Genomic DNA, 23,676 nt, shown 5'->3' on the forward strand with positions numbered 1-23,676 from the left:
GCGGTCGTGTGCCTCGGGTGTCGTCCGGCTGTTGCTCAGGACTTTAGAGATCTTTTGCCCGGGAATGCGCGTTTGTGAGCAATTGCTCCGATCAGGTCAGCAGCACCAGCCATACCGCGACGTAATGGCAGATCGCGGCCACCACCGTTGCGGCATGGAAGAACTCGTGATGCCCGAAGACCTCCGGCCACGGATCCGGCCAGCGCGAGGCATACAGGATCCCGCCCACGCTGTAGGCGATGCCGCCCGCGAGCAACAGCAGGACCGGCGTCCAGCCGACATTCCCGATCAGCGTTCCGGCCACCGGCACGATCGCCCAGCCCAGCAGCAGGTACAGCGGCACGCCCACCCAGCGGGGAGCGGTGGGCCACAACATCTTCAACGCGACGCCCGCGAGCGCGCCCACCCAGACCGTGACGAGCAATATGGTTCCCGCTCGCCCGCGCACCCCCAGGAGTGCGAACGGGGTGTAACTGCCCGCGATGAACAGGAAGATCATCGAGTGATCGGCCCGCTTCATCCACATGCGCGCACGATCGGTGGCCCAGTTCACCCGGTGATAGGTGGCGCTGATCCCGAAGACCCCGCACACGGTAAGCCCGTACACGAGCGTGGACCAGGCCGCCGTCGTGGATACCGTGGCAGCCTTGCTGACCAGGGCGATCACCGCGATGGCGGCGAAGCCCACCGCCCACAGGTGGATCCACCCGCGCATGCGGGGTTTGACCAACTCGTCTCGGACGGATTCGAGTGCGTCCGCAACCAGGGCGGCCGGCTTCACAGTGTCGGACACCGGTTACCTCCTCAGTAACCTACGGTACCGTAGGTTAGCGCCGGAAAAGCGCGATAGTGATCGTCGTGACCCTCTGGTTCATCCTCGTTCCGAAACGCGGCAACCGGTGGAGTTCCGTTCCGGGTAACTCGTCGGGTACGTCCGAAATCGTGTGAGCTCCACACCGCACCACGCGTGCTCACCGGCCATGGCTCTCTGCCGTGCGGCAAATCCCGGGGAGGCGGGGGAGCGTATGTTGATTGCCGTGAAGGTTGCGAGTCAGGTGCGCGGGCTCCCGTATCGGATTTACGAGGCTCGGCTGTCGAAGCAGCTGGCGGGCAGACAACATCCCCGGCATGTCGCGGTGATGTGTGACGGCAACCGGCGGTGGGCGCGCGAGAACGGATTCACCGATGTGAGTCACGGGCACCGCGTCGGGGCGCTCAAGATCGCAGAACTGGTCGGTTGGTGCGGCGAGGTCGGCATCGAGATGGTGACCCTCTACCTGCTGTCCAACGAGAACCTCGGCCGGGACGCGGACGAGCTCGAGACCCTCTACGAGGTGATCACCGATGTCGTGGAGGAACTCTCCGCGCCGGAACAGAATTGGAGCGTCCGCATCGTCGGCGCCCTGCACCAGCTACCGGAGGACGTGGCCAAGCGGCTGCGCTACGCCGCGGACTGCACCCACGGCCGCAACGGCGTGCACGTGAACGTGGCCATCGGCTACGGCGGCCGCCAGGAGATCGCCGACGCCGTGCGCTCGCTGGTCCGCCAGGAGATCGAGGCGGGCGAGACCGGTGAGGATCTGGTGCAGTCCATCACCGTCGACGCCATCGGCCAGCACCTGTACACCTCGGGTCAGCCAGATCCGGATCTGGTCATCCGCACCTCCGGTGAGCAGCGGCTCTCGGGATTCCTGCTGTGGCAGAGCGCCTATTCGGAGATCTGGTTCACCGAGGTGTTCTGGCCGGAGTTCCGGCGGGTGGATTTCCTGCGCGCACTGCGCGATTACGCGGCCAGGCATCGGCGCTTCGGCGTCTGACGAGGGTAAACCGACACTGCGGCGGCAAGTCGGCTACGGCGCCGCCGCATTGGACACGGCAATTCAACGGTTTCGTTGCAGTGCAATGGCTTACGGCATTGCCGTGGTGATGCTGCAGTAGCGTCGGACGGCATGAGCGAGCTGCGCGAGGGGCAGAGCAGCCCCGCGGAATTCCGGAACGATCGAGGCGATGCGAGCATCGCGATCACCGATTCGAGCGACACGATCACCGATCCGTACATCACCTACGAGGAGTTCGGCCGCCGCTTTCTCGAATACGCGGCCTCCCCGGAACGAATCGCGGGGGCCTTCGAGAAACTCACCGGCGAGGAGTTCGCCTTCGGGCCGATCGGCGCGGGACCGGGAAAGATCGCGAAACTCTCGGCCGCGGTCCGGCTGGGGCAGCCGCGGCTCAATCGTGAGGTGCAGGACAATATTTCGTTCGATCTGGTGATTCCACTGGATGTCGATCTGCTGATCGACCTATCGGTCGACAGATATCCGTTTCATGTGGACGGCACGATTCACCTGCATCTCACCGTGCGCACCGCGCCGCCGCTGCGCGTTCTGATCGAGATCGACGAACCGCAGCCGAGCAATGTGCGGATCAACGTGGCGAGCGCGTCCCGCCGCGGCGAACTGCTGCGCATCATCGCCAGCGTCGATCACGAGATCCGCCGCTTCGTGGCGCGCTACATCGCCGAGGAGATCCGCAAGCCGAACATCCGGGCGGCCATCGACATCGACGTGGCCGGCCGCCTGGACGCTGCCTGGACGCTGTGACCGCCCGCGCGCGACAGCTCAGAGCTTGCGCAGGCGCAACCGGTTGATGGTGTGGTCGGAATCCTTGCGCAGCACCAGGGTCGCGCGCGGCCGGGTCGGCAGGATGTTGTCCACCAGGTTCGGCCGGTTGGTGTTGTGCCAGATCTCCTTGGCGGCGTTGGTCGCCTCCTGATCGTTGAACTTCGCGTAGTGATGGAAGTGCGAGTTCGGATCGGCGAAGGCGGTCTGGCGCAGCGACAGGAACCGCTGCACGTACCAGTTCTCGATGTCCTCGATGCGCGCGTCCACGTAGACCGAGAAGTCGAACAGGTCCGAGACCATCAGGCGCGGCCCGGTCTGCAGGACGTTGAGGCCCTCCACGATCAGGATGTCGGGCTGGCGCACGCAGTGGTATTCACCGGGCACGATGTCGTACGCGATGTGCGAGTACACCGGCGCGCAGACCTCGGACGCACCGGATTTCACCTCGGTGACGAAGCGCAGCAGCTTGCGGCGGTCGTAGGACTCCGGGAAACCCTTGCGGTGCATGATGCCGCGCCGGGTGAGTTCGGCTGTGGGATACAGGAACCCGTCGGTGGTGACCAGATCCACCCGCGGATGGTGATCCCAGCGCGCCAGCAGCGCCTGCAGCACGCGCGCGGTGGTGGACTTGCCGACCGCCACCGAGCCCGCCACGCCGATCACGAACGGCACCTGGCGGTCCGGATGGGTTTCCCCGAGGAAGGTGGCGGTGGCGGCGAAGAGCCGCTGTCTGGCGGCCACCTGGAGATGGATGAGGCGAGCCAGCGGCAGGTAGACCTCGGCGACCTCCTCGAGGTCGATCTGCTCACCCAGACCGCGCAGGCCCACCAGCTCTTCCTCGGTCAGCACCAAGGGGGTCGACTTGCGCAGTGTGCGCCACTGCTTCCGATCGAATTCCACATAGGGACTCGGTTCGCTCATCCGTGCCACTCAGCCACGCCCTCGCATCGAAGAACAACAGCTGCGCTCGGGCGAATTCTCACACCGGCCGTGCCCGGGGCGGTGAGATTCGGTCCACACCTCTCGCATACGCGAATTGTGCTCGGGGCCGACAGAGCGGTGAACACCAGGTGTACCTACTCGCCGGTAACCGGCGTGAGATAGGCCACGCTCGGGTGTCCCGGGAATCGGTGCGATCAAATAGGGTCGAGGTCATGGGAGCGCATCCACTCGTCACCGACTACCTGCGACTGGGCCTGGCCTTCGACCGATTGGAGGAGGGTTTCGTCGACGCCTTCACCGGGGACCCGGCGCTACGCCGCGAGGTGGAGAACGCGCCGAAGCCCGATCCGCGCGACCTCGCGCAGCGGGCCGCGGCACTGCGCAAGGAACTGCCCGAGGCCGGACTCTCCAGTGAGCGCACCGAATTCCTGGACGCGCATCTGGTGGCGCTGGAATGCTCCGGGCGCAAATTCGCCGGCGACGACATCAATTTCATCGACGAGGTGCGCGCGTACTTCGACGTGGATATCGCGCCCGGCGACGAGGCCGACTATCGCGAGGCGCACCGGCAGCTGGAGGAGACACTGCCCGGCGACGGCGAACTCCTCGACCGGCTGACCACGCACCGCCGTGGTGACGAGATCCCGCCCGAGCGGCTGCGGGAGTGCGTCGCGGCGTTCTCCGGGGCGCTGCGCGAGTTGGTGCGCGAGCGCTATCCGCTGCCCGATCACGAACGCGTGGAATACGAAGTGGTGGGCGACAAGCCGTGGTCCGGCTTCAATTACTACCTCGGCAACTACCAGTCCAGGGTCGCCATCAATTCCGATCTGAAGCAGCACATGTCGCAGCTGCCGCATCTGATCGCGCACGAGTCGTACCCGGGCCATCACACCGAGCACTGCCGCAAGGAGGCCGGACTGGTGGCGGCCGGGCAGGACGAGCAGACGCTGTTCGTGGTGAACACCCCGCAGTGCCTGATGGCCGAGGGGCTCGCGGATCTGGCGCTGAAATCCATCGTCGGCCCGGGCTGGGGCGTATGGGCGCAGGAGATCTACGCGGATCTCGGACTGCGCTTCGATGGTGAACGGGCCGAACGGATTTCGGCCGCTTCGGCGAATCTGCTCGGTGTGCGCCAGGATGCGGCGCTGCTGCTGCACGATCGCCGGCGCGATGCGGACGAGGTGGCGTTGTTCCTGCAGCGCTGGAGTCTGACCACTCCCGAGCGCGCGCGCCAATCGCTGCGCTTCCTGTCCTCGCCGCTGTGGCGAGCCTACATCTCGACCTACGTGGAGGGATACAAGTTGCTCGGCGGCTGGCTGAACGCAGCCGCCGATGCAGGGGAGCGATCGGAGCGATTCCGCCGCCTCTTGGACGAACCCCTCACACCCGGCGCGATTCGCGGGATGTGAGGGGCTACTCCCCGACTGTCTTGCGGGCGGGTTACGCGCCCCAGCTGGCGCAGGAGGCGCCGCCGCTGGAAAGGGTGCACAGGGTCTTCAGGAACGTGAAGAAGATGTCCTGGATTCCGCCGCCGGCGATGTTGTACAGCATCTGTTTACCTCGAAAGCTAGTTTGGGCCAATGCCACTGGCGCATTACCGGCCAGCGCGGCGTAACAATACCGAGAATTGTTGCCTCGTCATAGCCCGAATAATCGACCCTGTCCACCGATACGGACGAACCAGGCACCGACGTCGGCGATCGAGGAATCGCGCCTCCGAGTTCAGGAGCGCGATTCGAGATTTCGGGGTCGTGCGCGCGGGTCGCCCGGAGCGGTGGCCGGAGGCGCGCGGCCCGCCCGATATGATGCGATCACCGCGACTGGCGCACTCGAGGTGGAAACAACCACCGGGAAGCAACGACGTCTCGCACCGCGCGCCTGGGTGCTCGACGAGCCCTGGGGTCTACCCCCGGGGTATCCGAGTACGGAGGTTGCGATGCAACGGCACGAAGCTACCGAGACACTGAACCCCCTGGCCGGGGCCGCTCCGGCGGCCAATACACTCGGCGGCGTGACCCAGACGAGTACCTCTGTGAACAACCAGTCCCTCGCCGAACTCGATCCCGAGGTCGCCGAGGCCATGGGTGGAGAGCTCGCCCGCCAGCGCGACACCCTCGAGATGATCGCCTCGGAGAACTTCGTGCCGCGTGCGGTGCTGCAGGCCCAGGGCAGCGTGCTGACCAACAAGTACGCCGAGGGCTACCCGGGCCGCCGCTACTACGGCGGTTGCGAGAACGTCGACGTCGTCGAGGACCTGGCCCGCACCCGCGTCACCGAGCTGTTCGGCGCGGAGTACGCGAACGTCCAGCCGCACTCGGGCGCGCAGGCCAACGCCGCGGTGCTGCACGCGCTGATGACCCCGGGCGAGAAGCTGCTCGGCCTGGATCTCGCGCACGGCGGTCACCTCACCCACGGCATGCGGCTGAACTTCTCCGGCAAGCTGTACGAGGTGCACGCCTACGGTGTGTCCAAGGAAGATCACCGCGTCGACATGGACGAGGTCCGCAAGCTCGCTCGCGAGTCCCGCCCGAAGGTGATCGTCGCCGGGTGGTCCGCCTACCCGCGGCATCTGGACTTCGCCGCCTTCCGTGAGATCGCGGACGAGGTCGGCGCGTACCTGTGGGTCGATATGGCGCACTTCGCCGGACTGGTCGCGGCCGGGCTGCACCCGTCGCCGGTGCCGCACGCGCACGTGGTGTCCTCCACCGTGCACAAGACCCTCGGCGGTCCGCGCTCCGGCCTGATCCTGGCCAAGGAGGAATTCGCCAAGAAGCTGAACTCGGCGGTGTTCCCGGGCCAGCAGGGCGGGCCGCTCATGCACGCCATCGCCGCCAAGGCCGTGTCCTTCAAGATCGCCGGCACCCCGGAGTTCAAGGAGCGCCAGGAGCGCACCCTGTCCGGCGCGCGGATCCTGGCCGAGCGTCTCAATGCCGCCGACGTGTCGGGCAAGGGCATCACCGTGCTCACCGGCGGCACCGATGTGCACCTGGTCCTGGTCGACCTGCGCAACTCCGCGCTGGACGGTCAGCAGGGTGAGGATCTGCTGCACGAGGTCGGAATCACGGTGAACCGCAACGCCGTTCCGTTCGACCCCCGCCCGCCGATGGTCACCTCCGGTCTGCGCATCGGCACCGCCGCCCTGGCCACCCGCGGCTTCGGTGACACCGAGTGGAACGAGGTCGCGGACATCATCGCGAGCGCCCTCGTCGGCTCCGCGGATCTGGACTCGCTGCGCCGCCGAGTCTCGAAGCTGGCGCACGACTTCCCGCTGTACGACGGCCTGGAGGACTGGCGTCTGCTCGGCTGATCCGCCGACCTGTGGACGGGGCTCGGTGCCATCGAAAGATGGTGCGGGGCCCCGTTTCTCGTTCCGGCGACCAGGTGCGGGCGCGGAGCGGCGTTACCAGCTCCAGAATCGGCGCGGGCCGCCGGTGAGGGCCGGGGCGTCGGCGGTCACGGTGGCGACCAGTTCGCGCGGGTTCGGGTTCACCCAGTTCCGTTCGGCGGTTCCCGCACGCAGCACGACGGTCGGAACGGTCTCGTTCCCGCCGGCCACCGAGCGGACGAACGCCGCGGCCTCGGGGTCCTGCCAGATATCGATTTCGCGATGCACGATCCCGTGCCGGTTGAGCACCCGGCGCAGGCGAGAACAGAACGGGCAGCCCGGACGGCGGTAGACGAGAAGTTCCGGGGCGGCTTCGGCAGACATGGCGGAAGTCTAGGTCGCGGTCGCGCCGATCGTGCGCGCGAACAGGCGAATCGGCCTATCCTGCAAGCGGATCGGAGGCATCATGACGATCAGTGTGCTGCTGCTGGGATTGACCGCCGTGGTCGTGGACGAGGCCCGGGAGCGAATCGACCTGCCGGACATCGAGTTCCACTCCGGGACCGGCCTGGCCGATCTACGCGCCGTGTTCGCGCAGGGTCCCGTCGATCACGTCATCATGGGGGCGGGGCTGGACCTCGGGCAACGGTTGAGCATCGTGCGCGAGATCTTCGAAACCAGCGACACCACCACTGTGCACCTGAAGGATCGGGCCTCGGGACCGGACGCGTTCCTGCCCTTCGTCCGCGCTGTGCTCACCGGGCTGCGCGGCCCCTAGCGCGGCAGCCCGAGCTCGGGCTCAGGAGTGTTTGGCCAGGTAGTCCAGGTAGAGGGGGCGCAGGATCTCGCCGATCTCGCCTTCGCCCGCGTGCACGTAGTCGTCGAGCATGGGCAGGACGTATTTGATGTCGGCTTCGCTCTCGCCCAGATCGCCGGCGGCGGCCGAGGCGGCCGGGATGGACTTGAGCAGGTCCCAGAGGAACTTCACGTCGCCGTGGCGAACAGCCAGCTTCACCGCGCGATCGTGCAGGTCCTTGGTGGACAGCGACTCGGGATCCAGAGTATCGGCCATGGCATCGACTCTAATGGACTCATGTCAGCGGAACCGAGGTACCGGGTCAAGCGCGTGTACGACGCACCCGAGGCCGGTGACGGCCGTCGTGTGCTGGTGGATCGGCTGTGGCCGCGTGGAGTCAGCAAACAGCAAGCGGCGATAGACGACTGGGCGAAGGACGTGACCCCGTCGAACGAATTGCGCCGCTGGTATCACGACGCTCCGGAGACACGCCGTATGGAATTCGAACGCCGTTACCGTGCAGAGCTCTCGGCGGACGAGCCTCGGAAGGCGCTGGCGCGACTGCGCGCCGAGGCCGCCGCGGGGCCGTTGACACTGGTGACGGCCGTGCGGGAGCCGGAGCACAGCCATGTGCCGATACTGCTCGATGAACTGGGCGAAACGCCCAGAGTGGACACGCGTTAACGGGATCTTCACCAACACGCCTGCCATCCGGGCAGCCGGATCGCGATTTCGACGGTAGCGTCGGGAGTGCGGGTCGCGTAGGTGTGACTCGTACGGGAGGTCCTGATCGTGGCTGAGCAACTCAGTGCGAGGGGGCCGGCACCCGGCCCTCGGGTCGTACGACCCCAAGGCTGAACCGGCCCAGCGAGAACGCTCGCGCGGTGTCGCGTGAGTGGCAAAGGAGCCCACCGTGACTGATGCACGCTCCGTCAACGTTCCCTCCGGGGACGCCCGCTCCGTAGTGAGCCCGCGTACCACGGGTCAGGGAATTCGCGCCTCGCAGTCGTCCGATTCCGGACTGAAAACCTTTGTCGTGGATACATCGGTACTGCTTTCCGACCCTTGGGCCCTGACCCGCTTCGGCGAGCACCATGTGGTGCTGCCGCTCGTGGTGATCAGCGAACTGGAGGCCAAACGCCATCACCACGAACTGGGCTGGTTCGCCCGCGAGGCATTGCGGATGCTGGACGATCTGCGTCTGGCACACGGTCGGCTCGACCAGCAGATACCCATCGGAGCCGCCAACGGCACGCTCCAGGTGGAGCTCAATCACACGGACCCGTCGGTGCTCCCCGTCGGATTCCGTACGGACACAAACGATTCCCGCATTCTCGCCTGCGCACTGAACCTCGCGGCCGAGGGGCAGCGGGTGGTCCTGATCTCCAAGGACATTCCGCTGCGCGTGAAGGCGTCCGCGGTCGGCTTGGCGGCGGACGAGTACCACGCACAGGATGTCGTCACCTCCGGGTGGACCGGCATGGTGGAACTCGAGGTCGGCTCCGAATTCGTCGACAAGATCTACAACGAGAGCGTCATCGATCTCGATGAGGCTCGGGATCTGCCCTGCCACACCGGAATTCGGATCCTGGGCCCGCGCGGGAGCGCGCTCGGCCGGGTGACTCCGGACAAGCGGGTGCAGTTGGTGCGCGGTGATCGGGAGGCGTTCGGGCTGCACGGCCGGTCCGCCGAACAGCGCATCGCCCTGGATCTGCTGCTCGACGAGAGCATCGGCATCGTCTCGATGGGCGGCCGGGCGGGCACCGGTAAATCCGCGCTCGCTCTCACCGCTGGTCTGGAAGCCGTGCTGGAGCGGCGATCTCATCGCAAGGTGGTGGTGTTCCGGCCGCTGTACGCGGTCGGCGGACAGGATCTGGGCTACCTGCCCGGCAGCGAGAGCGACAAGATGGGTCCCTGGGCCCAGGCCGTTTTCGACACCCTCGAAGGGCTCGCCAGCCCGGAGGTGATGGAGGAGGTGCAGGCGCGCGGCATGCTGGAGGTGCTGCCGCTCACGCACATTCGAGGCCGGTCGCTGCACGACTCCTTCGTGATCGTGGACGAGGCGCAGTCGCTCGAACGCAATGTGCTGCTCACGGTGCTGAGCCGGTTGGGCAGCGGATCGCGGGTGGTGCTCACCCACGATGTCGCCCAGCGCGACAACCTGCGAGTCGGACGACACGACGGCGTGGCCGCCGTGATCGAAAAGCTCAAGGGCCATCCGCTGTTCGCGCACATCACCCTGACCCGCAGTGAGCGGTCGCCGATCGCGGCGCTGGTCACCGAGATGCTGGAGGAGTTCGGGCCCAACGCGTGAGTGGGTGGTAGTCCCCGCGTGAGCGGGTCGTGGTTCCGTTGCCCGATCGGATCGTTCTCGGTGGAAGTCGCCGGGAAACGATCCGGTCGGGCAACTGCGTAGCGTGTGTTTCAACTCACAGTACTCAGGGTATATTTCCCGAAAATGCCTGCTCGATTCGCAATTCGGCGATCTCGATAGATTTCGCTGAATGATTGCTGATCGAGGTGGGGTATGGCCTGAGTTACCGAGAGGATGGGAAATGCACCAGTTCGCTCGACGTAGTACGGCCGGCATCATCGCGGCGGTCGCGGTCGTGACCATGTGCGCCGCGGGTTGCAGCAAGGACAAGGACAAGGACGTCAAATCCGATACGGGCATGGCGACCACCACCGAGATGGCCGTCGGCACCACCACCGAACACGCCACCGAAACCAAGATCGCGACGCGGGACGGCGGCGAAATCGCCGTCGCCGGTGACTTTCTCGCGAAGTACACCGAACTCGGCGGCCCGACCGGCCCGCTCGGAATGCCCACCGGCGCACAGCAGGACGCGGCCGGCGGCGGTAAGTGGCAGGAGTTCGACGGCGGTGTGATCGTCACCGGACCGAGCACCGGAATCCACGTGGTGTGGGGCGAGATTCGCAAGGCGTGGGAGGCCGACGGCGGCCCCGGCGGCCCGCTCGGCTACCCGACCAGCGACGAAACCGACATCACCGGCGGCAAGCAGAGCGAGTTCACCGGCGGCAGCATCAGCTGGGTGGGCGGACAGACCACCGTCACCTCGAAGTAGTCCGGACCGTCCGGGGCGCGGCGGTGCCGCGTCCCGGACCTCGGCGGCCGCACCTGCGCATTCGGCGCGGGTTTCACCGCGTCGACCGCGCGTTCCGCGACCCGGACGGACGTGACCGGGGTCATAGCAGGTCCGAATACGAATCGAAGATAACCATTGTTGCCGTCGAGCCGCTAGGTTGTGCAGGTGCAGAACGTATTGGCCGATCGGGAACTGCTGGAGTCGCTCGCGCCCGAGGTGGAGGCAAACCTCGCGCGACACATCGACATCGCCGCGGAATGGCAGCCGCACGACTACGTGCCGTGGGACGAAGGCCGCAACTTCGTATTCCTCGGCGGGACCGATTGGGAGGCCGCGCAATCGGAGCTGAGCGAGGTCGCCAAGACGGCGCTCACCGTCAGCGTGCTGATCGCCGACAACCTGCCCTCCTACCACCGTGAGATCGGCAAGTACCTGCGGATCGGGCCCTGGTGGCGCTGGGTGGGCCGCTGGACCGCGGAGGAGAATCGCCACGAGATCCTCATCCGCAACTACCTCATGGTGACCCGTGCGGTGGATCCGGTCGCGCTCGAGCGCCTGCGCATGAAGCACATGACCGACAATTACACCCGTCCGGCGATGCACCTGATCGACGTGCTGGCCGAGTGGGCCTTCGAGGAGCGCGCGGCCGCCGTGCGGCACCGCAATACCGAGGCCCTGGGTGAGAACCCGGTCGTCACAGCGATTTCCGCGCGCCTGGCCGCCGATGACGAGCTGCAGGCGGTGTTCTACGCGAACCTGGTCTCCGCCGCGCTGGATCTGACCCCCGATCAGGCCGTGCGCGCCATCGCCGACCGCATCGCCGATTTCCACGTCCCGGTGGCGGTGCTGGCCGATGGTCGCACCAGCGACGAGGTGCTGGCCGAGGCCGGTATCTACGACAGCGCGCGCGAACCGGAGCTGGTGTTCAAGCCGCTGCTCGAGGAGTGGAAGATCTTCACCCGCACCGACTTCGGTGACGAGGGCAAGAAAGCCGTCGCCGAGCTGGAGCATCTGCGCGGCTGATATCGGTTTCGGCCCCGGGCCGAACAGTCGCGAAGGGGCCCGGAGGCAGCTGCCTCCGGGCCCCTTTCGTGTTGTCGCAAATGCCGCAGCGGCTGTCGGAGCCGCGTGCGGCCGAATCCGCGCCGCCGCCGTACCGCGCGACGCCCGCTGGGGCCGGCGTTCGGGTCGGGCGGGTTTGCCGTAGACCGTCGAGGGATTCGTTCGCTCAGCGCGAGAACACGGCGCGGAACAGGCCTGTCGCGGTGCCGCGCAGGAAGTTCTCCCAGGAGAAGTGGTCGTGCCACAGGGTGATGCGGCCGTCGCGCAGTTCGAAGGTGCCGCACACCCAGAAGGCGATCTCGACGGGCCCGAAGCGCAGGTAGTCGGTGCGCTCGGTGAGCACGACGTTCTCGTCGGTGGCCGCGATGTGGTGCATGTCGACCCGGAAGCCGAACTGGGGCTTGTTCAATCCGGCGAGCACCCAGCGCACGCGGTCGAGGCCGCGCACGTCGGGCAGGGAGGTGTTCTTCCAGACGATGCCTGGATCGGCCAGTTCCAGCGCCTCGTTCACGATGTTCATCTCCAGTGCCGCGAAGAACTCGCGCACCGTGCTGACCGCGTCCTGCTGCAATTCGGGTAGCTCCGCCATGAATCGACTCTAGGCCGAATCACCCGGCGGGCATAGGCATCCACGGTCTTCGTCGCGACCGGGCGCTGCTCGGCGTGCGCGTCAGGTCCGCCGTGTGGCCATGAGGCTGGCGAGGCCGTCGAGAATGCGATCGATGCCGAAGTCGAGGGCGTTGTTGCGGCCGGGATCGGCCGCGGCGGCCTGCTCGGCGTAGGCCGCCGCGACGGACGGATAGCGCTCGGAGTGGGTTTTCAGCACTCCGGCGATCTCGGTGGCGAGGCGTCCCTCGGCATCCGCGTCGCTGCCGGCCATCGTCTGGACCAGGCTGCGGCCGTGGCCGAGCAGCAGGACGATGGCGTCGAGTCGTTCCGAGGCGTTCAGCCCGGTGTCCGCGAGTTCGGCCAGCGCGGACTCGAGCCAGCTCATCTCGTTCGGGCCGATCGGGCGGACGCCGTGGATGAGTTCCAGTGCCCATGAGTGGGCGCAGGCGCGCTCGAAGAAGGTCTCGGTCCACAGCCGCAGGTAGTCGCGCCAGTACTCCGATGAATCACCGTGTGCCGCAGTCCGTTCCGGGGGCGCGCCCAGGGCGGCGTCGAACATGAGCGCGGTGAGCTCGCCCTTGCCCGGCACATAGCGGTACAGCGCCATCTTGGCGCACCCGAGGCGTTCGGCCAGGCGCGCCATGGACAGATTGGCCAGGCCCTCGGCATCGGCGAGGGCGATGGCCTCGTCCACGATGCCCTCCAGGGTGAGGGAGGGCTTGGGCCCGCGGCGCGGGCGGTCCTGGGAGCCCCACAGCAGGGTGAGAGCGGTCGGTGCCGGCATGGTCGCCATCCTTCCGGAAAAGGTTCTTGACGTGAAACTGCGTCCAGCATACGCTAATGACAACAAACAGCGTCCTATGGACGCAGTTAATGAAGGGGTTCAGATCATGAGCAAGGCCACCGTCCTCGTCTCCGGCGCCAGCGTCGCCGGTCCCGCCCTCGCCTACTGGCTGCACGCCTACGGCTTCGAGGTCACCGTCGTCGAGCGCTCACCGGGTCTGCGGCCCGGCGGCCACGCCATCGACTTCACCGGTGAGGTCCACATGACGGTGCTCGAGCGGATGGGCGTGCTGGCCGACATCGAGCGCCGCCAGACCGGCAAGACCGACTGGGTGATGGTCGACGAGAACGGCGCGCGGCGCGGGCTCATCCCGGGCGACTTCATCGGCGGCGATGTCGAGATCCTGCGCGGCGATCTCGCGGAGGTCCTCTACGGGCGCACCGCCGGCGAATGCGAATACCTCTTCGGTGACACCGTCACCGCGCTCACCGACACCGAACACGGTGTGCACGTCGAATTCGAGAACGCGCCCGCCCGGACGTTCGACCTGGTGATCGGCTGCGACGGGATCCACTCCCGCGTCCGGAAGCTGGCCTTCGGCGCGGAGAAGGAATTCGTCCAGCACGAGGGCTACTACTACGCCCTCGCGGGAGGATCGCACTGGGAGAACGAACCGCACTGGCAGCGGGAGCGGGCGCGGTCCCTCGGCTGCAACGCACCCGGCCGGCTCGCCATGACCGGCGGTTCGAAGGCCTCACAGTTCTACCTGTTCGCCTCGCCCGAACTCGACTACGCCCGAGACGATCTCGATGCTCAGCGCCGCATCGTCGCGGAGAAGTTCGCGGGCATGGGCTGGCGGGTGCCGAGCATGCTGGCCGAACTCCCGGACCTGGACGGCTTCTATCTGGACGCCATCGCCAAGGTGTCGATGAAGAACTTCGTGAAGGGGCGCGTGGCCCTCGTCGGCGATTCGGCCTACGGCCACACGCTGGCCGGATTCGGCACGGGCCTGGCGGTCGTGGGGGCCTACGTGCTCGCCGGGGAACTGGCGCTCGCGGACGGTGATCACACGGTGGCGTTCGCTCGGTACGAGCAGATCATGAAGCGCTACATCCGCAAGGCGGACGACGCCAGCCCGGGACGTTTCCTGGCCCCGCGCACGTCGCTCGGTGTGCGCCTGCGCAATTGGTTCCTGGGAACACGGGGATTCACGCTCATGGTGAAATACGGCGATTCCGCCAAGAACGATATCGATCTGAAGAACTACCCGGAAATCATTGCCGCGCAGTGAACGACGAACAGCGAACGTGGGTATGGCGGCTCACGCCGCCATACCCACACTGCTTGGTTTCAAAGAATGATGCCCAGCGCTGTCAGAACGGCTCCGACGCCGAGTGTGAACAGTGCCACGAGTCCCGCTCCAATTGCAACCAACATTGTTCTGATCCTTTCGTGAACATCCGCATTTTGCGGACATTCAGTTAATCGATAGCAACGCGTGATGCGTTTCACTATTTTCAAGGATCTGAAAAATGGGTCGCTGACCGGCTGGATCAGCAGGGAGTTCCGTTCGGCGATGCCTCACCGGTGGTCAGAGTGATCTCCGCACCCGCTTTGACCTGGGATCCAGCGATCGGAGCTTGTTTCACCACGACACATTGGGCGCCGTGGGAACCGCGATCGCTGCCGCCGATCTGGGTGTATTTCAACCCCGCGTCCTGCAGGATTTGCGCCGCTTTCGCGGGGCGCTCGCCACCCACGTCGGGCACCGATACGGAATCGGTTCCGCCATTTCCTCCGGCAGCTGAATTCACCAGCTTGCTGGACTCTTTCGACACGAAGAAAGAAGCACCCTGATCGGTGGTCGAGCAGGTGATTCCCATTTCCTGGGAAAGGCACTTGTAGGAGCCGACTTTCAGATACTGCCCGTACGGCAGCGCCGGAGAATCGCTGGTGCCGTAGAAAAGTGCGTCGGCCGTGCAGGTGAAACGCGAGCCATTGTCGGCGAGGCCGAAGGCGGGCATCAGCGCCTGCGATTGTTCCGGTTTCGCACAAGGCTTTTCACCGTCCGGAACCGCCGCGACCAGACCTTGACAGCCCAGATCCGCCGAGTAGCCGGTGGTGAAGGCGATCGGCTTGTCGAAGATGGCGCAGTGGAAATTGCCGCTGGGCGTCTGGAAGAAGTACCCGGGAGTCGCGAGCACGCCGTCGGTCTGGCGGTAGGCGGCCGAATCGGCGGCCTTGCCGCCGGGTGCGGCCGACGAGGTCGCGGGCGTGGTCGTGGCGGCGCTGGTGGCGGAGGCCGGAGCGGCATCCGGGTGGTGGTCGCTGCCCGAGGAACAGCCCGACGACAACGCCACCAGAGTCGCCGCTGCGGCGACGACAACCCGTATTTTCACGAAATCCCTTTCGGAAGACGATAATTCGACCGTTATCTGCAAGGGAGAACGCTAGCCGACATCCGGCCGCCGATGGGGGACCTACTTGTCGTCCACCTTCGCCATGGACAGCACATCGAGACGGCGGTCGAGTTCGGCCTCCGACAGGTTGTCGCCGATCAGCCCGCGATCGATGACGGTCTGCCGAATCGTCTTGTGGGACTTGACGGCCTCCTTCGCTACGGCCGCGGCCTCCTCGTAGCCGATCGCCGAGTTCAGCGGGGTCACGATGGAGGGGGAGGACTCGGCCAGGCGGCGCAGCCGGTCCTCGTCGGCGACCAGACCGGCCACGCACCTGTCCGCGAAGAGGCGGGAGACATTGGCCAGCAGCCGGATCGACTCGAGCACATTGCGCGCCATCACCGGGATGTAGACGTTCAGTTCGAAGTGGCCGTTGCCGCCGCCCCACGCGATGGCCGCGTCATTGCCGATGACCTGCGCCGCGACCTGCGTAACCGCCTCGGGCAGCACCGGATTCACCTTGCCCGGCATGATCGAGGAGCCCGGCTGCAGATCCGGCAGCTGGATCTCGGACAGACCGGTGAGCGGACCCGAACCCATCCAGCGAATATCGTTCGCGATCTTGGTGAGGCTGATGGCGACGGTGCGCAGCGAACCCGACACCTCGACCAGGCCGTCGCGCGCCGCCTGGGCCTCGAAGTGGTTCTCCGCTTCCGAGAGCGCGTCCAGGCCGGTGGATCGAGACAGCGCCGCAACGACTTTCGCGCCGAAACCGTCGGGGGCGTTGAGGCCGGTGCCGACGGCGGTGCCGCCGATGGCCAGCTCGCCCAGGCGCGGCAGGGTGCCCAGCAGGCGTTCGATGCCCGCGCTCACCTGCCGGGTGTATCCGCTGAACTCCTGGCCCAGGGTGATCGGCACGGCATCCATCAGATGGGTGCGGCCGGACTTCACGACCTCGCGCCACTGCTCGGACTTGTCCAGCAGGGCCAGGCGCAGGTGCTCGAGCGCGGGAACCAGATCCTTGATCACGGCCTCGGTGGCGGCCAGATGCGTTGCGGTGGGGAAGGTGTCGTTGGAGGACTGCGACATGTTCACGTCGTCGTTGGGGTGCACGGTGACGCCGTCGCGCGCGGCGATGCTCGCGATCACCTCGTTGGCGTTCATGTTCGAGCTGGTACCCGAGCCGGTCTGGAACACATCGATCGGGAACTGGTCGTCGTGCTTGCCGTCCGCGATCTCGGTGGCCGCGGCGACGATGGCGTCGGCCTTCGCCGGGTCCAGCAGTCCCAGTTCCTTGTTCACGGTCGCGCACGCGGCCTTGAGCAGGCCCAGCGCGCGAATCTGCGCGCGCTCCAGGCCGCGGCCACTGATGGGGAAGTTCTCCACCGCGCGTTGGGTCTGCGCCCGCCACAAAGCGTCGACGGGAACGCGGACCTCGCCCATGGTGTCGTGTTCGATGCGGTACTCGGTCTCGGTCATGATTTCGACCCTATGCCCGGTTCGCGCCCGATGGGGGAGCCACGTCTGAGGCGATCCGCACATCGCGGTTCAGGAATACGGGCCGGGCGCGTCGCGACTCCGGCTCCGGGAACGACCGCGGCCGGACAGCTGCTGGCTGTCCGGCCGGGGTGGAGAAATCCTCGCTGGGAGGCAAGGGTTTTCGCGCGCCGGGGGTTTCGCGCGCGAGGTCGCGAATCAGGGCATCGGCGGGGTGGCGTGCTCGTCACCGACGAAATCGACCGAGGCGTACTCGCGCAGCTTGGTCAGACGGTGGTAGGCATCCACCAGGCGTACGGTGCCGGACTTGGCGCGCATCACGATGGACTGGGTGGACGCGCCGCCGCCGTAGTAGCGCACGCCGCGCAGCAGATCACCGTCGGTGACGCCGGTGGCGCAGAAGAACACGTCCTCGCCGGAGACCAGGTCCTCGGTGGACAGCACACGGTCCAGATCGTGGCCGGCGTCGATCGCCTTCTGCTTCTCTTCGTCGTCCTTCGGGGCCAGCTTGCCCTGCATCGCGCCGCCCATACAGCGCATGGCCGCCGCGGCGATGATGCCCTCGGGGGTGCCGCCGATACCGATCAGCATGTCCACGCCGGACTCCGGGCGGGCGGTGGCGATGGCCCCGGCCACGTCACCGTCGGAGATCAGCCGGATGCGGGCGCCGGCGTCGCGGACGTCCTGCATGTACTGGGCGTGGCGCGGGCGATCCAGGATGCACACGGTCAGGTCCGAGACCGAGGACTTCTTGGTCTTGGCGACCCGGCGCAGGTTCTCCGCGATGGGGGCGGACAGGTCGATCACGTCGGCGGCGTCGGGGCCGACGGCGATCTTCTCCATGTAGAACACCGCCGACGGGTCGAACATCGCGCCGCGCTCGGCGACCGCGAGCACCGAGATGGCGCCCTGCGAGCCCTTGGCCATCAGGGTGGTGCCGTCGATCGGGTCGACCGCGAAGTCGAGTTCCGCGCCGGTGCCGTCGCCGACCAGCTCACCGTTGTAAAGCATGGGCGCTTCGTCCTTCTCGCCCTCACCGATCACCACGATGCCGCGCATCGAGACGGTCGCGACGAGCTGCCGCATCGCGTCCACCGCAGCGCCGTCGCCACCCTCCTTGTCGCCTCGGCCGACCCAACGGCCCGCGGCCATGGCGCCGGCCTCGGTGACCCGGACCAACTCCAGCGCGAGGTTGCGGTCCGGAGCCTCCCGGCGGCTGGGTGCGGGCGTGGGTGCCGTCATTGCGGTGCCTCCTGTGGTTGTCTACTGCTGCGTGAATTGTCTCATTGCGCCTCGGCGACCTCCGCAAGTACTGACGTTTCACTCCCGTGCTGGTGGTGAGCCTCTACGCCCGCGAAGCCGCTGACAGGGGAACCTCCCGCCGCGCGACACGAGAGTGTGAGCCGGGTCGCAACCGGGGCCCGTGGATACTGGGGGCGTGTCGTACCAAAAGCCCCGGACCCAGCACGACTACAAGGACCTGTTCTGGTCGTTGCTACCCCTGGTGCTGATCTGCTTGGTCATCGCGGGCATCGCCAGCCAGTGCACGTTCACGGCCAATGGTCCGACGGCGGGCCAGGTTCCGCACATCGACGTGCACACCGCGCTGAAGTCCGATGCGCACGACTTCGCGTTCTCCGTGCGCGAGCCCGCGCTGCCGGCCGAATGGACGGCCAACTCGGGCAGTCGCGACAAGATCACGACCGCCTCCACCGCGGGCGGCACCGTGAACGACGTGAGCACCGTCGGATTCCTCACGCCGCAGGGCACGTACATGCAGCTCACGCAGACCGACGCCACCGAAGAGGCGCTCGCCAAGAAGATCGTCGGCACCCGCTACGCCACCGGGACCGAGCAGATCGGCGATCGCAAGTGGGTCGTCTACGGCGAGACCGGCACCGAACCCGCCTGGATCACCGACTTCGGCGATGTGCGGGTGCTGATCAAGGGCGCGGGCAACAAGGGCGCCTTCACCACCCTCGCCACAGCGGTCGACAACGCCCAGCCGCTGCCCCGCACCTGAGCCCAACCCCGCTCCGAGGGCCGAACCACGCTTCGAGGGCCGCGCGCCGCACCGAGCGTTGCCCCACTTTCACCCTGGGTGCGCCCCGCCTCGAGTTCTGGGCCGTCCTGAGCGCTGCACCGAGGTGCATGTCGTCGCGCGGCTGTGTTCGCCGCGCGACCGCACCTCTCCGAGCGCTCAGTTCTCCTGATTGCGGTGAGCGAGGGCGTCTTCCACTCGCTTGCGGGCGCCCGCGAGGTGTTCCTCGCAGCGGTTGGCGAGGGCTTCGCCGCGCTCCCAGAGGGTGAGGGATTCGTCGAGATCGAGGCCGCCCTGCTCGAGCATCTTCACCACGTTGACGAGTTCGTCGCGGGCGCGTTCGTAGCCGAAGGTGGCAATTTCGTTCTGGTCGTCGTCGTTCATTCGGTGCTGGATTCCTTTCGGGGGCCGAGGGGCTGGGCGGCGAGCGCGGCGGCGGTGATCGCGCCGTCGGCCACGCGGATGCGGAGCTGGGTGCCGGGTGGTGAATCCTCGATGGCGCGCACCACTTCGCGTTCCTTGCCGGCGACGCGCTGCACCACCGCGTAGCCGCGCGCGAGCGTGGCCGCCGGACCCAGAGCCGAAAGCTTCTCGCGCAGATGGCGGGTCGCGGTGGATTCGGAGTTCAGCACGTGATCGATGGCCCGGCGGCCGGAACGGTGATGCCGCTCGATCTCGTCGTGGCGCTGATCGAGCAACCGCAGCGGATCGGACAGCACGGGGCGCGAACGGATCTGGTGCAGCGCGCGCGATTCGCGATCCACCCATCCGCGCAGCGCGGCGGCGGCGCGGGCCCGCAGTTCCTGCAGCAGTGCGGCTTCCGCGGCGGCATCCGGTACGACGCGCTTGGCGGCATCGGTCGGGGTGGCGGCGCGCAGATCCGCGACATAGTCGGAGATCGGGTTGTCCGGCTCGTGACCGATGGCGCTCACGATCGGGGTCTTGGCGGAAACGATTGCCCGGCAGAGCGTCTCGTCCGAGAACGGCAGCAGATCCTCGACGCTGCCACCGCCGCGCGCCAGCACGATCACGTCCACGTCGGGATTCGCGTCCAAGGCCGCGATGGCCTCGAGGATCTGCGGAACCGCAGTCGGACCCTGCACGGCGGTATTGCGGATCTCGAAGCGCACGGCGGGCCAGCGGGTGGTCGCGACGGTCACCACATCGTGTTCGGCGGCGCTGGCGCGACCGGTGATCAGGCCGATCCGGTTGGGCAGGAAGGGGATCGGGCGCTTCAGGCGTGGATCGAAGAGGCCCTCGGCGGCCAGCAGCGCCTTGAGCCGCTCGATCCGGGCGAGCAGTTCGCCGATGCCGACCGGGCGAATCTCGGTGACGCGCAGGGACAGCGTGCCGCGACCGGTGAAGAACGACAGCTTGCCGTACACCACCACGCGGCTGCCCTCCTGCAGCGGGACAGCCGAATTGCGCAGCAGATCCGGATCGCAGGTGACCGAGAGCGACATGTCGGCGGCGGTATCGCGGAGCACCAGAAACGCGGTACGGGTACCGGGGCGCAGATTGATCTGTGTGATCTGACCCTCGACCCAGACCACGCCCAGTCGATCGATCCACTGCGCCACCTTGACCGCGATGCTGCGGACGGGAAAGGGGTGCTCGGCGGAATTCGGCGGGCGCTCGGCTTTCTCGGTGCCCCCTGGCTCGGTGCTCACCGGGTCGATTGTGTCAGTGCCCACCGACGGGGTCCGCGAGGCATCCGCCGACGCGCTCGCCGCGACCGTTCGGCGGCGCGGAGCGGACCTGCTCGGCGCTCGGACGTGTGGCACGCACGGATGCCTGGGGCCAGTGCCGCGGGACGGCCACGCGGCGTCTGCGCGTGCGGGGTGGCCGGGGGGCGGCTGCGCGTGTGGATGCCCGGCACGGATGGCCGAGCTCGTGCGACGGCAGGGGCGCGGCTGCGCCGCAGTGTGGCCCGCGGAGGCCGCTGCCGCAGGGTGGCCGTGGGAGGCTGCTGTCGCAGGGTGGGCTGGGCGACTGTGTCGCAGGATGGGCCGTGAGTGCGTGCGCAGGTGGCTGGGTGAGTGCGCGGCCCGGGGAGGCGCTCGAGTCACCGTCGCGGTCCGCGAACGCCGGACGCCGACCGGACCGGGAGGTTCCCCGGAATGGTCGGCGTCGTGCGGACGTCGGTTACTTGGCCCGGACCGTGGCGATCCGGTTGGTCAGCATGGTGACGAACGGGGCACGGTCACGGGTGCCCTGCTCGTACGCCAGCAGCGTGGCCAGATCATCGACGGTGAGCATGCGCAGCCGGGCGCGCAACTGCGCCAGGGTCATGTTCTCGTAGTCGTAGCGGGTGGCGATCTCGGGCTCGGTCACCGCGACGTGGCCGTTGTGGCCGTTGTGACCATTGGTGGCCGCGACGGAAGCCGTTGCGGCGGTGTCGTTTTCGGCGACCGCGACGGGCTCGGCTGCCTCCTGCGCAGCCGGCTCGGCGACGACGGGTGCCTCGAAGATCGCGGCAGGCGCCTCGACCGGCTCGGCGACGACCGGGGTCTCCTCGTCGGGAACCGCTTCCGCGGCCGGAGCTTCGGTGACCACAGCTTCGGCGACCGCCGGAGCCTCGGCGACCGGCGCCTGGAAGATCGCGGCGGGCGCCTCGGTGAGCGGAGCGGGCTCGTCGAGGGCGGTTTCCTCGGCCGTGAAGAGATCGAAACGGCTCTTGCGTACCGATTCCGGGGCGGTGCCAGAAGGTTGCTCGTCGGCCTCATCCTCGTCGAAGGTGGCCCATTCGGGCTGCTCCTCCGGCTGGATCAACCGGTCGAACACGGCATCGCCCTTGAGCGCGAGGCTGGTCACGAACTGCTGGAAGTGCATGGTGGTCTGCAACATCTGGCTGATCGCGGTGATCGGGAAATTGATGGCATTGGCAGGTAGCCGACGAGTTTCCTCGAGGGCATAGACAGCGGCCCCGGCGGCTACCCGGGCCAGGAACGGAGGTCTGAACATGGTCCTAGCCTGCCCGAAACGCCGTGTGATGCAAAGACCAGATGTCACAGACAGTGATTCTGCCGTCATGCTCCGGGCGAATGCGCGTCGCCCCGCACACGTATTCTGTGAGGCATGTCTTCGGCTATCCCTTTGAACGTCGGAATCGTACGATCCGCTGCGGGTGCTGCCGACGCGCCGCGGACTGATGACAAGCGGGTGTTGCTAGCCGAGCCTCGCGGTTACTGCGCCGGTGTGGACCGGGCCGTGGTGACGGTGGAGAAGGCTCTCGAGAAGCACGGTGCGCCGATCTACGTGCGCAAGGAGATCGTGCACAACCGGCATGTGGTGGAGACGCTGCGCGATCGCGGCGTGATCTTCGTCGACGAGACCGACGAGGTGCCCGAGGGCGCGCTCGTGGTGTTCTCGGCGCACGGGGTGTCCCCGGCCGTGCACGAATCCGCGGCGGAGCGGAACCTGCACACCATCGACGCCACCTGCCCGCTGGTGACCAAGGTGCATCAGGAGGCCAAGCGGTTCGCGCGCGACGACTTCGACATTCTGCTCATCGGGCACGAGGGGCACGAGGAGGTCGAGGGCACCGCGGGCGAGGCTCCCGATCACGTGCAATTGGTGGACGGGCCCGAATCGGTCGACCGGGTCACCGTGCGCGACGAGAACAAGGTGATCTGGCTCTCCCAGACCACGCTCTCGGTCGACGAGACCATGGAGACCGTGCACAAGCTGCGCGCGCGCTTCCCGAATCTGCAGGATCCGCCGAGCGACGACATCTGCTACGCCACCTCCAACCGCCAGACCGCCGTCAAGGCGATGGCCCCCGAATGCGATCTGGTGATCGTGGTCGGTTCGCGCAACTCCTCCAACTCGGTGCGACTGGTCGAGGTCGCCCTGACCGCCGGGGCGCGCGCCTCGTACCTGGTCGACTACGCCCGCGAGGTGGATCCGGCATGGTTCGAGGGTGTGCGCACGATCGGCGTCACCTCCGGAGCGTCGGTTCCCGAGATCCTGGTCGAGGGTGTGCTGGACATGCTGGCCGAACACGGCTTCGGTGAGGTCACCCCGGTGACGACGGCCAACGAGACGCTGGTCTTCTCGCTGCCGCGTGAGCTGCGGACGGCTCGCCAGTAGTCGTTCCGAGTTCGATCACAGGTAGATACGACCGAATCCCCGCATCCGTCGCGAGAGCGTCGGGATGCGGGGATTCGTTGTATCCGTGGGAGTTCGCGTAACTCCGGATTTCGCGTGTTCGGAATTCGGTCGAGCCCGGTGTCTGCGCCGGAGTCGGACTGTGACTGCGTGATCGTGCCGGAGTCCGAGACCGAGTGCGTATCGCCGGAGTCGGCTTACGGAGCGCGTGGTGTTGCCGGAGTCGGCCCGCGCCTGCCCGGTTCGCGCTCAGCGCTCGATGCGGCCCGAATCGCGTTCGCGGTAGCGCACATTCGGGCGGGGGTGCGGCGGGACTTCGGGATTCTGGGCGCGGCGGCGGCGCGGCTCGCCCGTGCCGTTGCGATCGGCCGGCGGGGTGCGGC

Annotated in this window: 25 protein-coding genes and 1 riboswitch; of the genes, 13 read left to right on the plus strand and 12 right to left on the minus strand. The window is 67.3% G+C overall.

What is annotated here, in order from left to right; translation table 11 throughout:
• Positions 1-91: 91 nt before the first annotated feature.
• Entirely contained in the window at positions 92-715 is a 624-nt protein-coding gene (gene trhA, locus NJ1_RS34260) for a PAQR family membrane homeostasis protein TrhA (protein ID WP_067703375.1), read from the minus strand.
• Between the two features lie 310 nt (positions 716-1,025).
• On the opposite strand from trhA, the gene NJ1_RS34265 reads away from it, so the two are divergent.
• Entirely contained in the window at positions 1,026-1,817 is a 792-nt protein-coding gene (locus tag NJ1_RS34265; protein WP_067703304.1) for an isoprenyl transferase, read from the plus strand.
• A 132-nt stretch (positions 1,818-1,949) separates the two neighbouring features.
• Positions 1,950-2,600 carry a hypothetical protein gene (locus NJ1_RS34270; RefSeq protein ID WP_245717705.1) on the plus strand — a complete coding sequence of 217 codons (651 nt, stop codon included), beginning with the start codon at positions 1,950-1,952 and terminating at the stop codon, positions 2,598-2,600.
• Positions 2,601-2,618: 18 nt separating this feature from the next.
• Here the strand turns inward: NJ1_RS34270 and coaA are convergent, their stop codons facing one another.
• Entirely contained in the window at positions 2,619-3,551 is a 933-nt protein-coding gene (coaA, locus tag NJ1_RS34275; RefSeq protein ID WP_067703306.1) for a type I pantothenate kinase, read from the minus strand.
• 224 nt (positions 3,552-3,775) lie between these two features.
• On the opposite strand from coaA, the gene NJ1_RS34280 reads away from it, so the two are divergent.
• Both NJ1_RS34280 and glyA read left to right on the plus strand, forming a co-directional pair.
• Entirely contained in the window at positions 3,776-4,972 is a 1,197-nt protein-coding gene (locus NJ1_RS34280) for a DUF885 domain-containing protein (RefSeq protein WP_067703309.1), read from the plus strand.
• 397 nt (positions 4,973-5,369) lie between these two features.
• A riboswitch (ZMP/ZTP riboswitch) is annotated at positions 5,370-5,454 on the plus strand.
• Between the two features lie 120 nt (positions 5,455-5,574).
• Positions 5,575-6,870: a serine hydroxymethyltransferase gene (gene glyA / locus NJ1_RS34285; RefSeq protein ID WP_067703381.1), complete on the plus strand. Its 1,296-nt coding sequence runs from the start codon at positions 5,575-5,577 to the stop codon at positions 6,868-6,870.
• Between the two features lie 93 nt (positions 6,871-6,963).
• Here glyA and NJ1_RS34290 read toward each other — a convergent pair whose 3' ends face one another.
• The gene (locus NJ1_RS34290) at positions 6,964-7,272 is read right to left on the minus strand and encodes a glutaredoxin family protein (RefSeq protein ID WP_067703312.1); all 309 of its coding nucleotides are present in this window, start codon (positions 7,270-7,272) and stop codon (positions 6,964-6,966) included.
• Between the two features lie 82 nt (positions 7,273-7,354).
• On the opposite strand from NJ1_RS34290, the gene NJ1_RS34295 reads away from it, so the two are divergent.
• Complete coding sequence (locus tag NJ1_RS34295) at positions 7,355-7,666, plus strand: hypothetical protein (protein WP_067703315.1); 312 nt, start codon at positions 7,355-7,357, stop codon at positions 7,664-7,666.
• Between the two features lie 21 nt (positions 7,667-7,687).
• On the opposite strand, the gene NJ1_RS34300 is transcribed toward NJ1_RS34295, so the two are convergent.
• Entirely contained in the window at positions 7,688-7,960 is a 273-nt protein-coding gene (locus NJ1_RS34300; protein ID WP_067703320.1) for a hypothetical protein, read from the minus strand.
• Positions 7,961-7,981: 21 nt separating this feature from the next.
• Between NJ1_RS34300 and NJ1_RS34305 the strand changes: the two genes are divergently transcribed.
• The 4 genes from NJ1_RS34305 (at position 7,982) to NJ1_RS34320 (ending at position 11,814) form a co-directional block, all read left to right on the plus strand.
• A complete protein-coding gene (locus NJ1_RS34305; RefSeq protein WP_067703322.1) occupies positions 7,982-8,368 on the plus strand; it encodes a DUF488 domain-containing protein in 387 nt (128 codons plus the stop codon).
• A 229-nt stretch (positions 8,369-8,597) separates the two neighbouring features.
• Positions 8,598-9,998 (plus strand): RNA 5'-3' helicase PhoH2, encoded by a 1,401-nt coding sequence (gene phoH2, locus NJ1_RS34310; protein WP_084479151.1) that lies wholly within the window; start codon positions 8,598-8,600, stop codon positions 9,996-9,998.
• 241 nt (positions 9,999-10,239) lie between these two features.
• Positions 10,240-10,770, plus strand: a complete 531-nt coding sequence (locus tag NJ1_RS34315; RefSeq protein ID WP_067703325.1) for an LGFP repeat-containing protein — start codon at positions 10,240-10,242, stop codon at positions 10,768-10,770.
• 186 nt (positions 10,771-10,956) lie between these two features.
• Positions 10,957-11,814 carry an acyl-ACP desaturase gene (locus tag NJ1_RS34320; protein WP_067703386.1) on the plus strand — a complete coding sequence of 286 codons (858 nt, stop codon included), beginning with the start codon at positions 10,957-10,959 and terminating at the stop codon, positions 11,812-11,814.
• 205 nt (positions 11,815-12,019) lie between these two features.
• Here NJ1_RS34320 and NJ1_RS34325 read toward each other — a convergent pair whose 3' ends face one another.
• Positions 12,020-12,442, minus strand: coding sequence for a limonene-1,2-epoxide hydrolase family protein (locus NJ1_RS34325; protein WP_067703327.1), 423 nt, complete (start codon positions 12,440-12,442; stop codon positions 12,020-12,022).
• Between the two features lie 81 nt (positions 12,443-12,523).
• A complete protein-coding gene (locus NJ1_RS34330) occupies positions 12,524-13,246 on the minus strand; it encodes a TetR/AcrR family transcriptional regulator (protein WP_067703389.1) in 723 nt (240 codons plus the stop codon).
• Between the two features lie 106 nt (positions 13,247-13,352).
• On the opposite strand from NJ1_RS34330, the gene NJ1_RS34335 reads away from it, so the two are divergent.
• On the plus strand, positions 13,353-14,537 hold the full coding sequence (locus NJ1_RS34335) for an FAD-dependent monooxygenase (protein WP_067703331.1): 1,185 nt from the start codon (positions 13,353-13,355) through the stop codon (positions 14,535-14,537).
• A gap of 262 nt (positions 14,538-14,799) precedes the next feature.
• On the opposite strand, the gene NJ1_RS34340 is transcribed toward NJ1_RS34335, so the two are convergent.
• A complete protein-coding gene (locus tag NJ1_RS34340) occupies positions 14,800-15,450 on the minus strand; it encodes a PASTA domain-containing protein (protein ID WP_157574500.1) in 651 nt (216 codons plus the stop codon).
• 70 nt (positions 15,451-15,520) lie between these two features.
• Here NJ1_RS34340 and NJ1_RS39530 point away from each other — a divergent pair, with 70 nt between their 5' ends.
• A complete protein-coding gene (locus tag NJ1_RS39530; protein WP_157574502.1) occupies positions 15,521-15,700 on the plus strand; it encodes a hypothetical protein in 180 nt (59 codons plus the stop codon).
• Between the two features lie 26 nt (positions 15,701-15,726).
• Here the strand turns inward: NJ1_RS39530 and NJ1_RS34345 are convergent, their stop codons facing one another.
• A complete protein-coding gene (locus NJ1_RS34345) occupies positions 15,727-17,124 on the minus strand; it encodes a class II fumarate hydratase (RefSeq protein WP_067703337.1) in 1,398 nt (465 codons plus the stop codon).
• Between the two features lie 216 nt (positions 17,125-17,340).
• Positions 17,341-18,384, minus strand: coding sequence for a class II fructose-bisphosphatase (glpX, locus tag NJ1_RS34350; protein ID WP_067703339.1), 1,044 nt, complete (start codon positions 18,382-18,384; stop codon positions 17,341-17,343).
• Between the two features lie 196 nt (positions 18,385-18,580).
• Here glpX and NJ1_RS34355 point away from each other — a divergent pair, with 196 nt between their 5' ends.
• A complete protein-coding gene (locus NJ1_RS34355; protein WP_067703341.1) occupies positions 18,581-19,165 on the plus strand; it encodes a DUF4245 domain-containing protein in 585 nt (194 codons plus the stop codon).
• 177 nt (positions 19,166-19,342) lie between these two features.
• On the opposite strand, the gene NJ1_RS34360 is transcribed toward NJ1_RS34355, so the two are convergent.
• The 3 genes from NJ1_RS34360 to NJ1_RS34370 form a co-directional block, all read right to left on the minus strand.
• Positions 19,343-19,567: an exodeoxyribonuclease VII small subunit gene (locus NJ1_RS34360; RefSeq protein WP_067703343.1), complete on the minus strand. Its 225-nt coding sequence runs from the start codon at positions 19,565-19,567 to the stop codon at positions 19,343-19,345.
• Entirely contained in the window at positions 19,564-20,862 is a 1,299-nt protein-coding gene (gene xseA / locus NJ1_RS34365) for an exodeoxyribonuclease VII large subunit (protein ID WP_218025305.1), read from the minus strand. Before xseA ends, NJ1_RS34360 begins: the two co-directional genes overlap by 4 nt.
• Before the next feature lie 466 nt (positions 20,863-21,328).
• Positions 21,329-22,147: a lipid droplet-associated protein gene (locus tag NJ1_RS34370; RefSeq protein ID WP_067703347.1), complete on the minus strand. Its 819-nt coding sequence runs from the start codon at positions 22,145-22,147 to the stop codon at positions 21,329-21,331.
• Positions 22,148-22,261: 114 nt separating this feature from the next.
• Between NJ1_RS34370 and NJ1_RS34375 the strand changes: the two genes are divergently transcribed.
• On the plus strand, positions 22,262-23,275 hold the full coding sequence (locus tag NJ1_RS34375) for a 4-hydroxy-3-methylbut-2-enyl diphosphate reductase (protein ID WP_067703350.1): 1,014 nt from the start codon (positions 22,262-22,264) through the stop codon (positions 23,273-23,275).
• The last annotated feature ends 401 nt before the right edge of the window (positions 23,276-23,676 follow it).

This window comes from Nocardia jejuensis NBRC 103114 (assembly GCF_001613145.1).
In the GTDB taxonomy this organism is placed as follows: domain Bacteria; phylum Actinomycetota; class Actinomycetes; order Mycobacteriales; family Mycobacteriaceae; genus Nocardia; species Nocardia jejuensis.

Excerpts from the sequence above, each read along its gene's own strand:
- NJ1_RS34370 (WP_067703347.1), bottom strand. The coding sequence starts at position 22,147 with ATGTTCAGACCTCCGTTCCTGGCCCGGGTAGCCGCCGGGGCCGCTGTC.
- NJ1_RS34270 (WP_245717705.1), top strand. The coding sequence starts at position 1,950 with ATGAGCGAGCTGCGCGAGGGGCAGAGCAGCCCCGCGGAATTCCGGAAC.
- NJ1_RS34305 (WP_067703322.1), top strand. The coding sequence starts at position 7,982 with ATGTCAGCGGAACCGAGGTACCGGGTCAAGCGCGTGTACGACGCACCC.
- NJ1_RS34300 (WP_067703320.1), bottom strand. The coding sequence starts at position 7,960 with ATGGCCGATACTCTGGATCCCGAGTCGCTGTCCACCAAGGACCTGCAC.
- NJ1_RS34295 (WP_067703315.1), top strand. The coding sequence starts at position 7,355 with ATGACGATCAGTGTGCTGCTGCTGGGATTGACCGCCGTGGTCGTGGAC.
- NJ1_RS34360 (WP_067703343.1), bottom strand. The coding sequence starts at position 19,567 with ATGAACGACGACGACCAGAACGAAATTGCCACCTTCGGCTACGAACGC.
- NJ1_RS34280 (WP_067703309.1), top strand. The coding sequence starts at position 3,776 with ATGGGAGCGCATCCACTCGTCACCGACTACCTGCGACTGGGCCTGGCC.
- NJ1_RS34315 (WP_067703325.1), top strand. The coding sequence starts at position 10,240 with ATGCACCAGTTCGCTCGACGTAGTACGGCCGGCATCATCGCGGCGGTC.
- NJ1_RS34345 (WP_067703337.1), bottom strand. The coding sequence starts at position 17,124 with ATGACCGAGACCGAGTACCGCATCGAACACGACACCATGGGCGAGGTC.
- glpX (WP_067703339.1), bottom strand. The coding sequence starts at position 18,384 with ATGACGGCACCCACGCCCGCACCCAGCCGCCGGGAGGCTCCGGACCGC.
- NJ1_RS34325 (WP_067703327.1), bottom strand. The coding sequence starts at position 12,442 with ATGGCGGAGCTACCCGAATTGCAGCAGGACGCGGTCAGCACGGTGCGC.
- NJ1_RS34330 (WP_067703389.1), bottom strand. The coding sequence starts at position 13,246 with ATGCCGGCACCGACCGCTCTCACCCTGCTGTGGGGCTCCCAGGACCGC.
- trhA (WP_067703375.1), bottom strand. The coding sequence starts at position 715 with ATGCGCGGGTGGATCCACCTGTGGGCGGTGGGCTTCGCCGCCATCGCG.
- NJ1_RS34375 (WP_067703350.1), top strand. The coding sequence starts at position 22,262 with ATGTCTTCGGCTATCCCTTTGAACGTCGGAATCGTACGATCCGCTGCG.
- NJ1_RS34290 (WP_067703312.1), bottom strand. The coding sequence starts at position 7,272 with ATGTCTGCCGAAGCCGCCCCGGAACTTCTCGTCTACCGCCGTCCGGGC.
- NJ1_RS34335 (WP_067703331.1), top strand. The coding sequence starts at position 13,353 with ATGAGCAAGGCCACCGTCCTCGTCTCCGGCGCCAGCGTCGCCGGTCCC.
- NJ1_RS34265 (WP_067703304.1), top strand. The coding sequence starts at position 1,026 with ATGTTGATTGCCGTGAAGGTTGCGAGTCAGGTGCGCGGGCTCCCGTAT.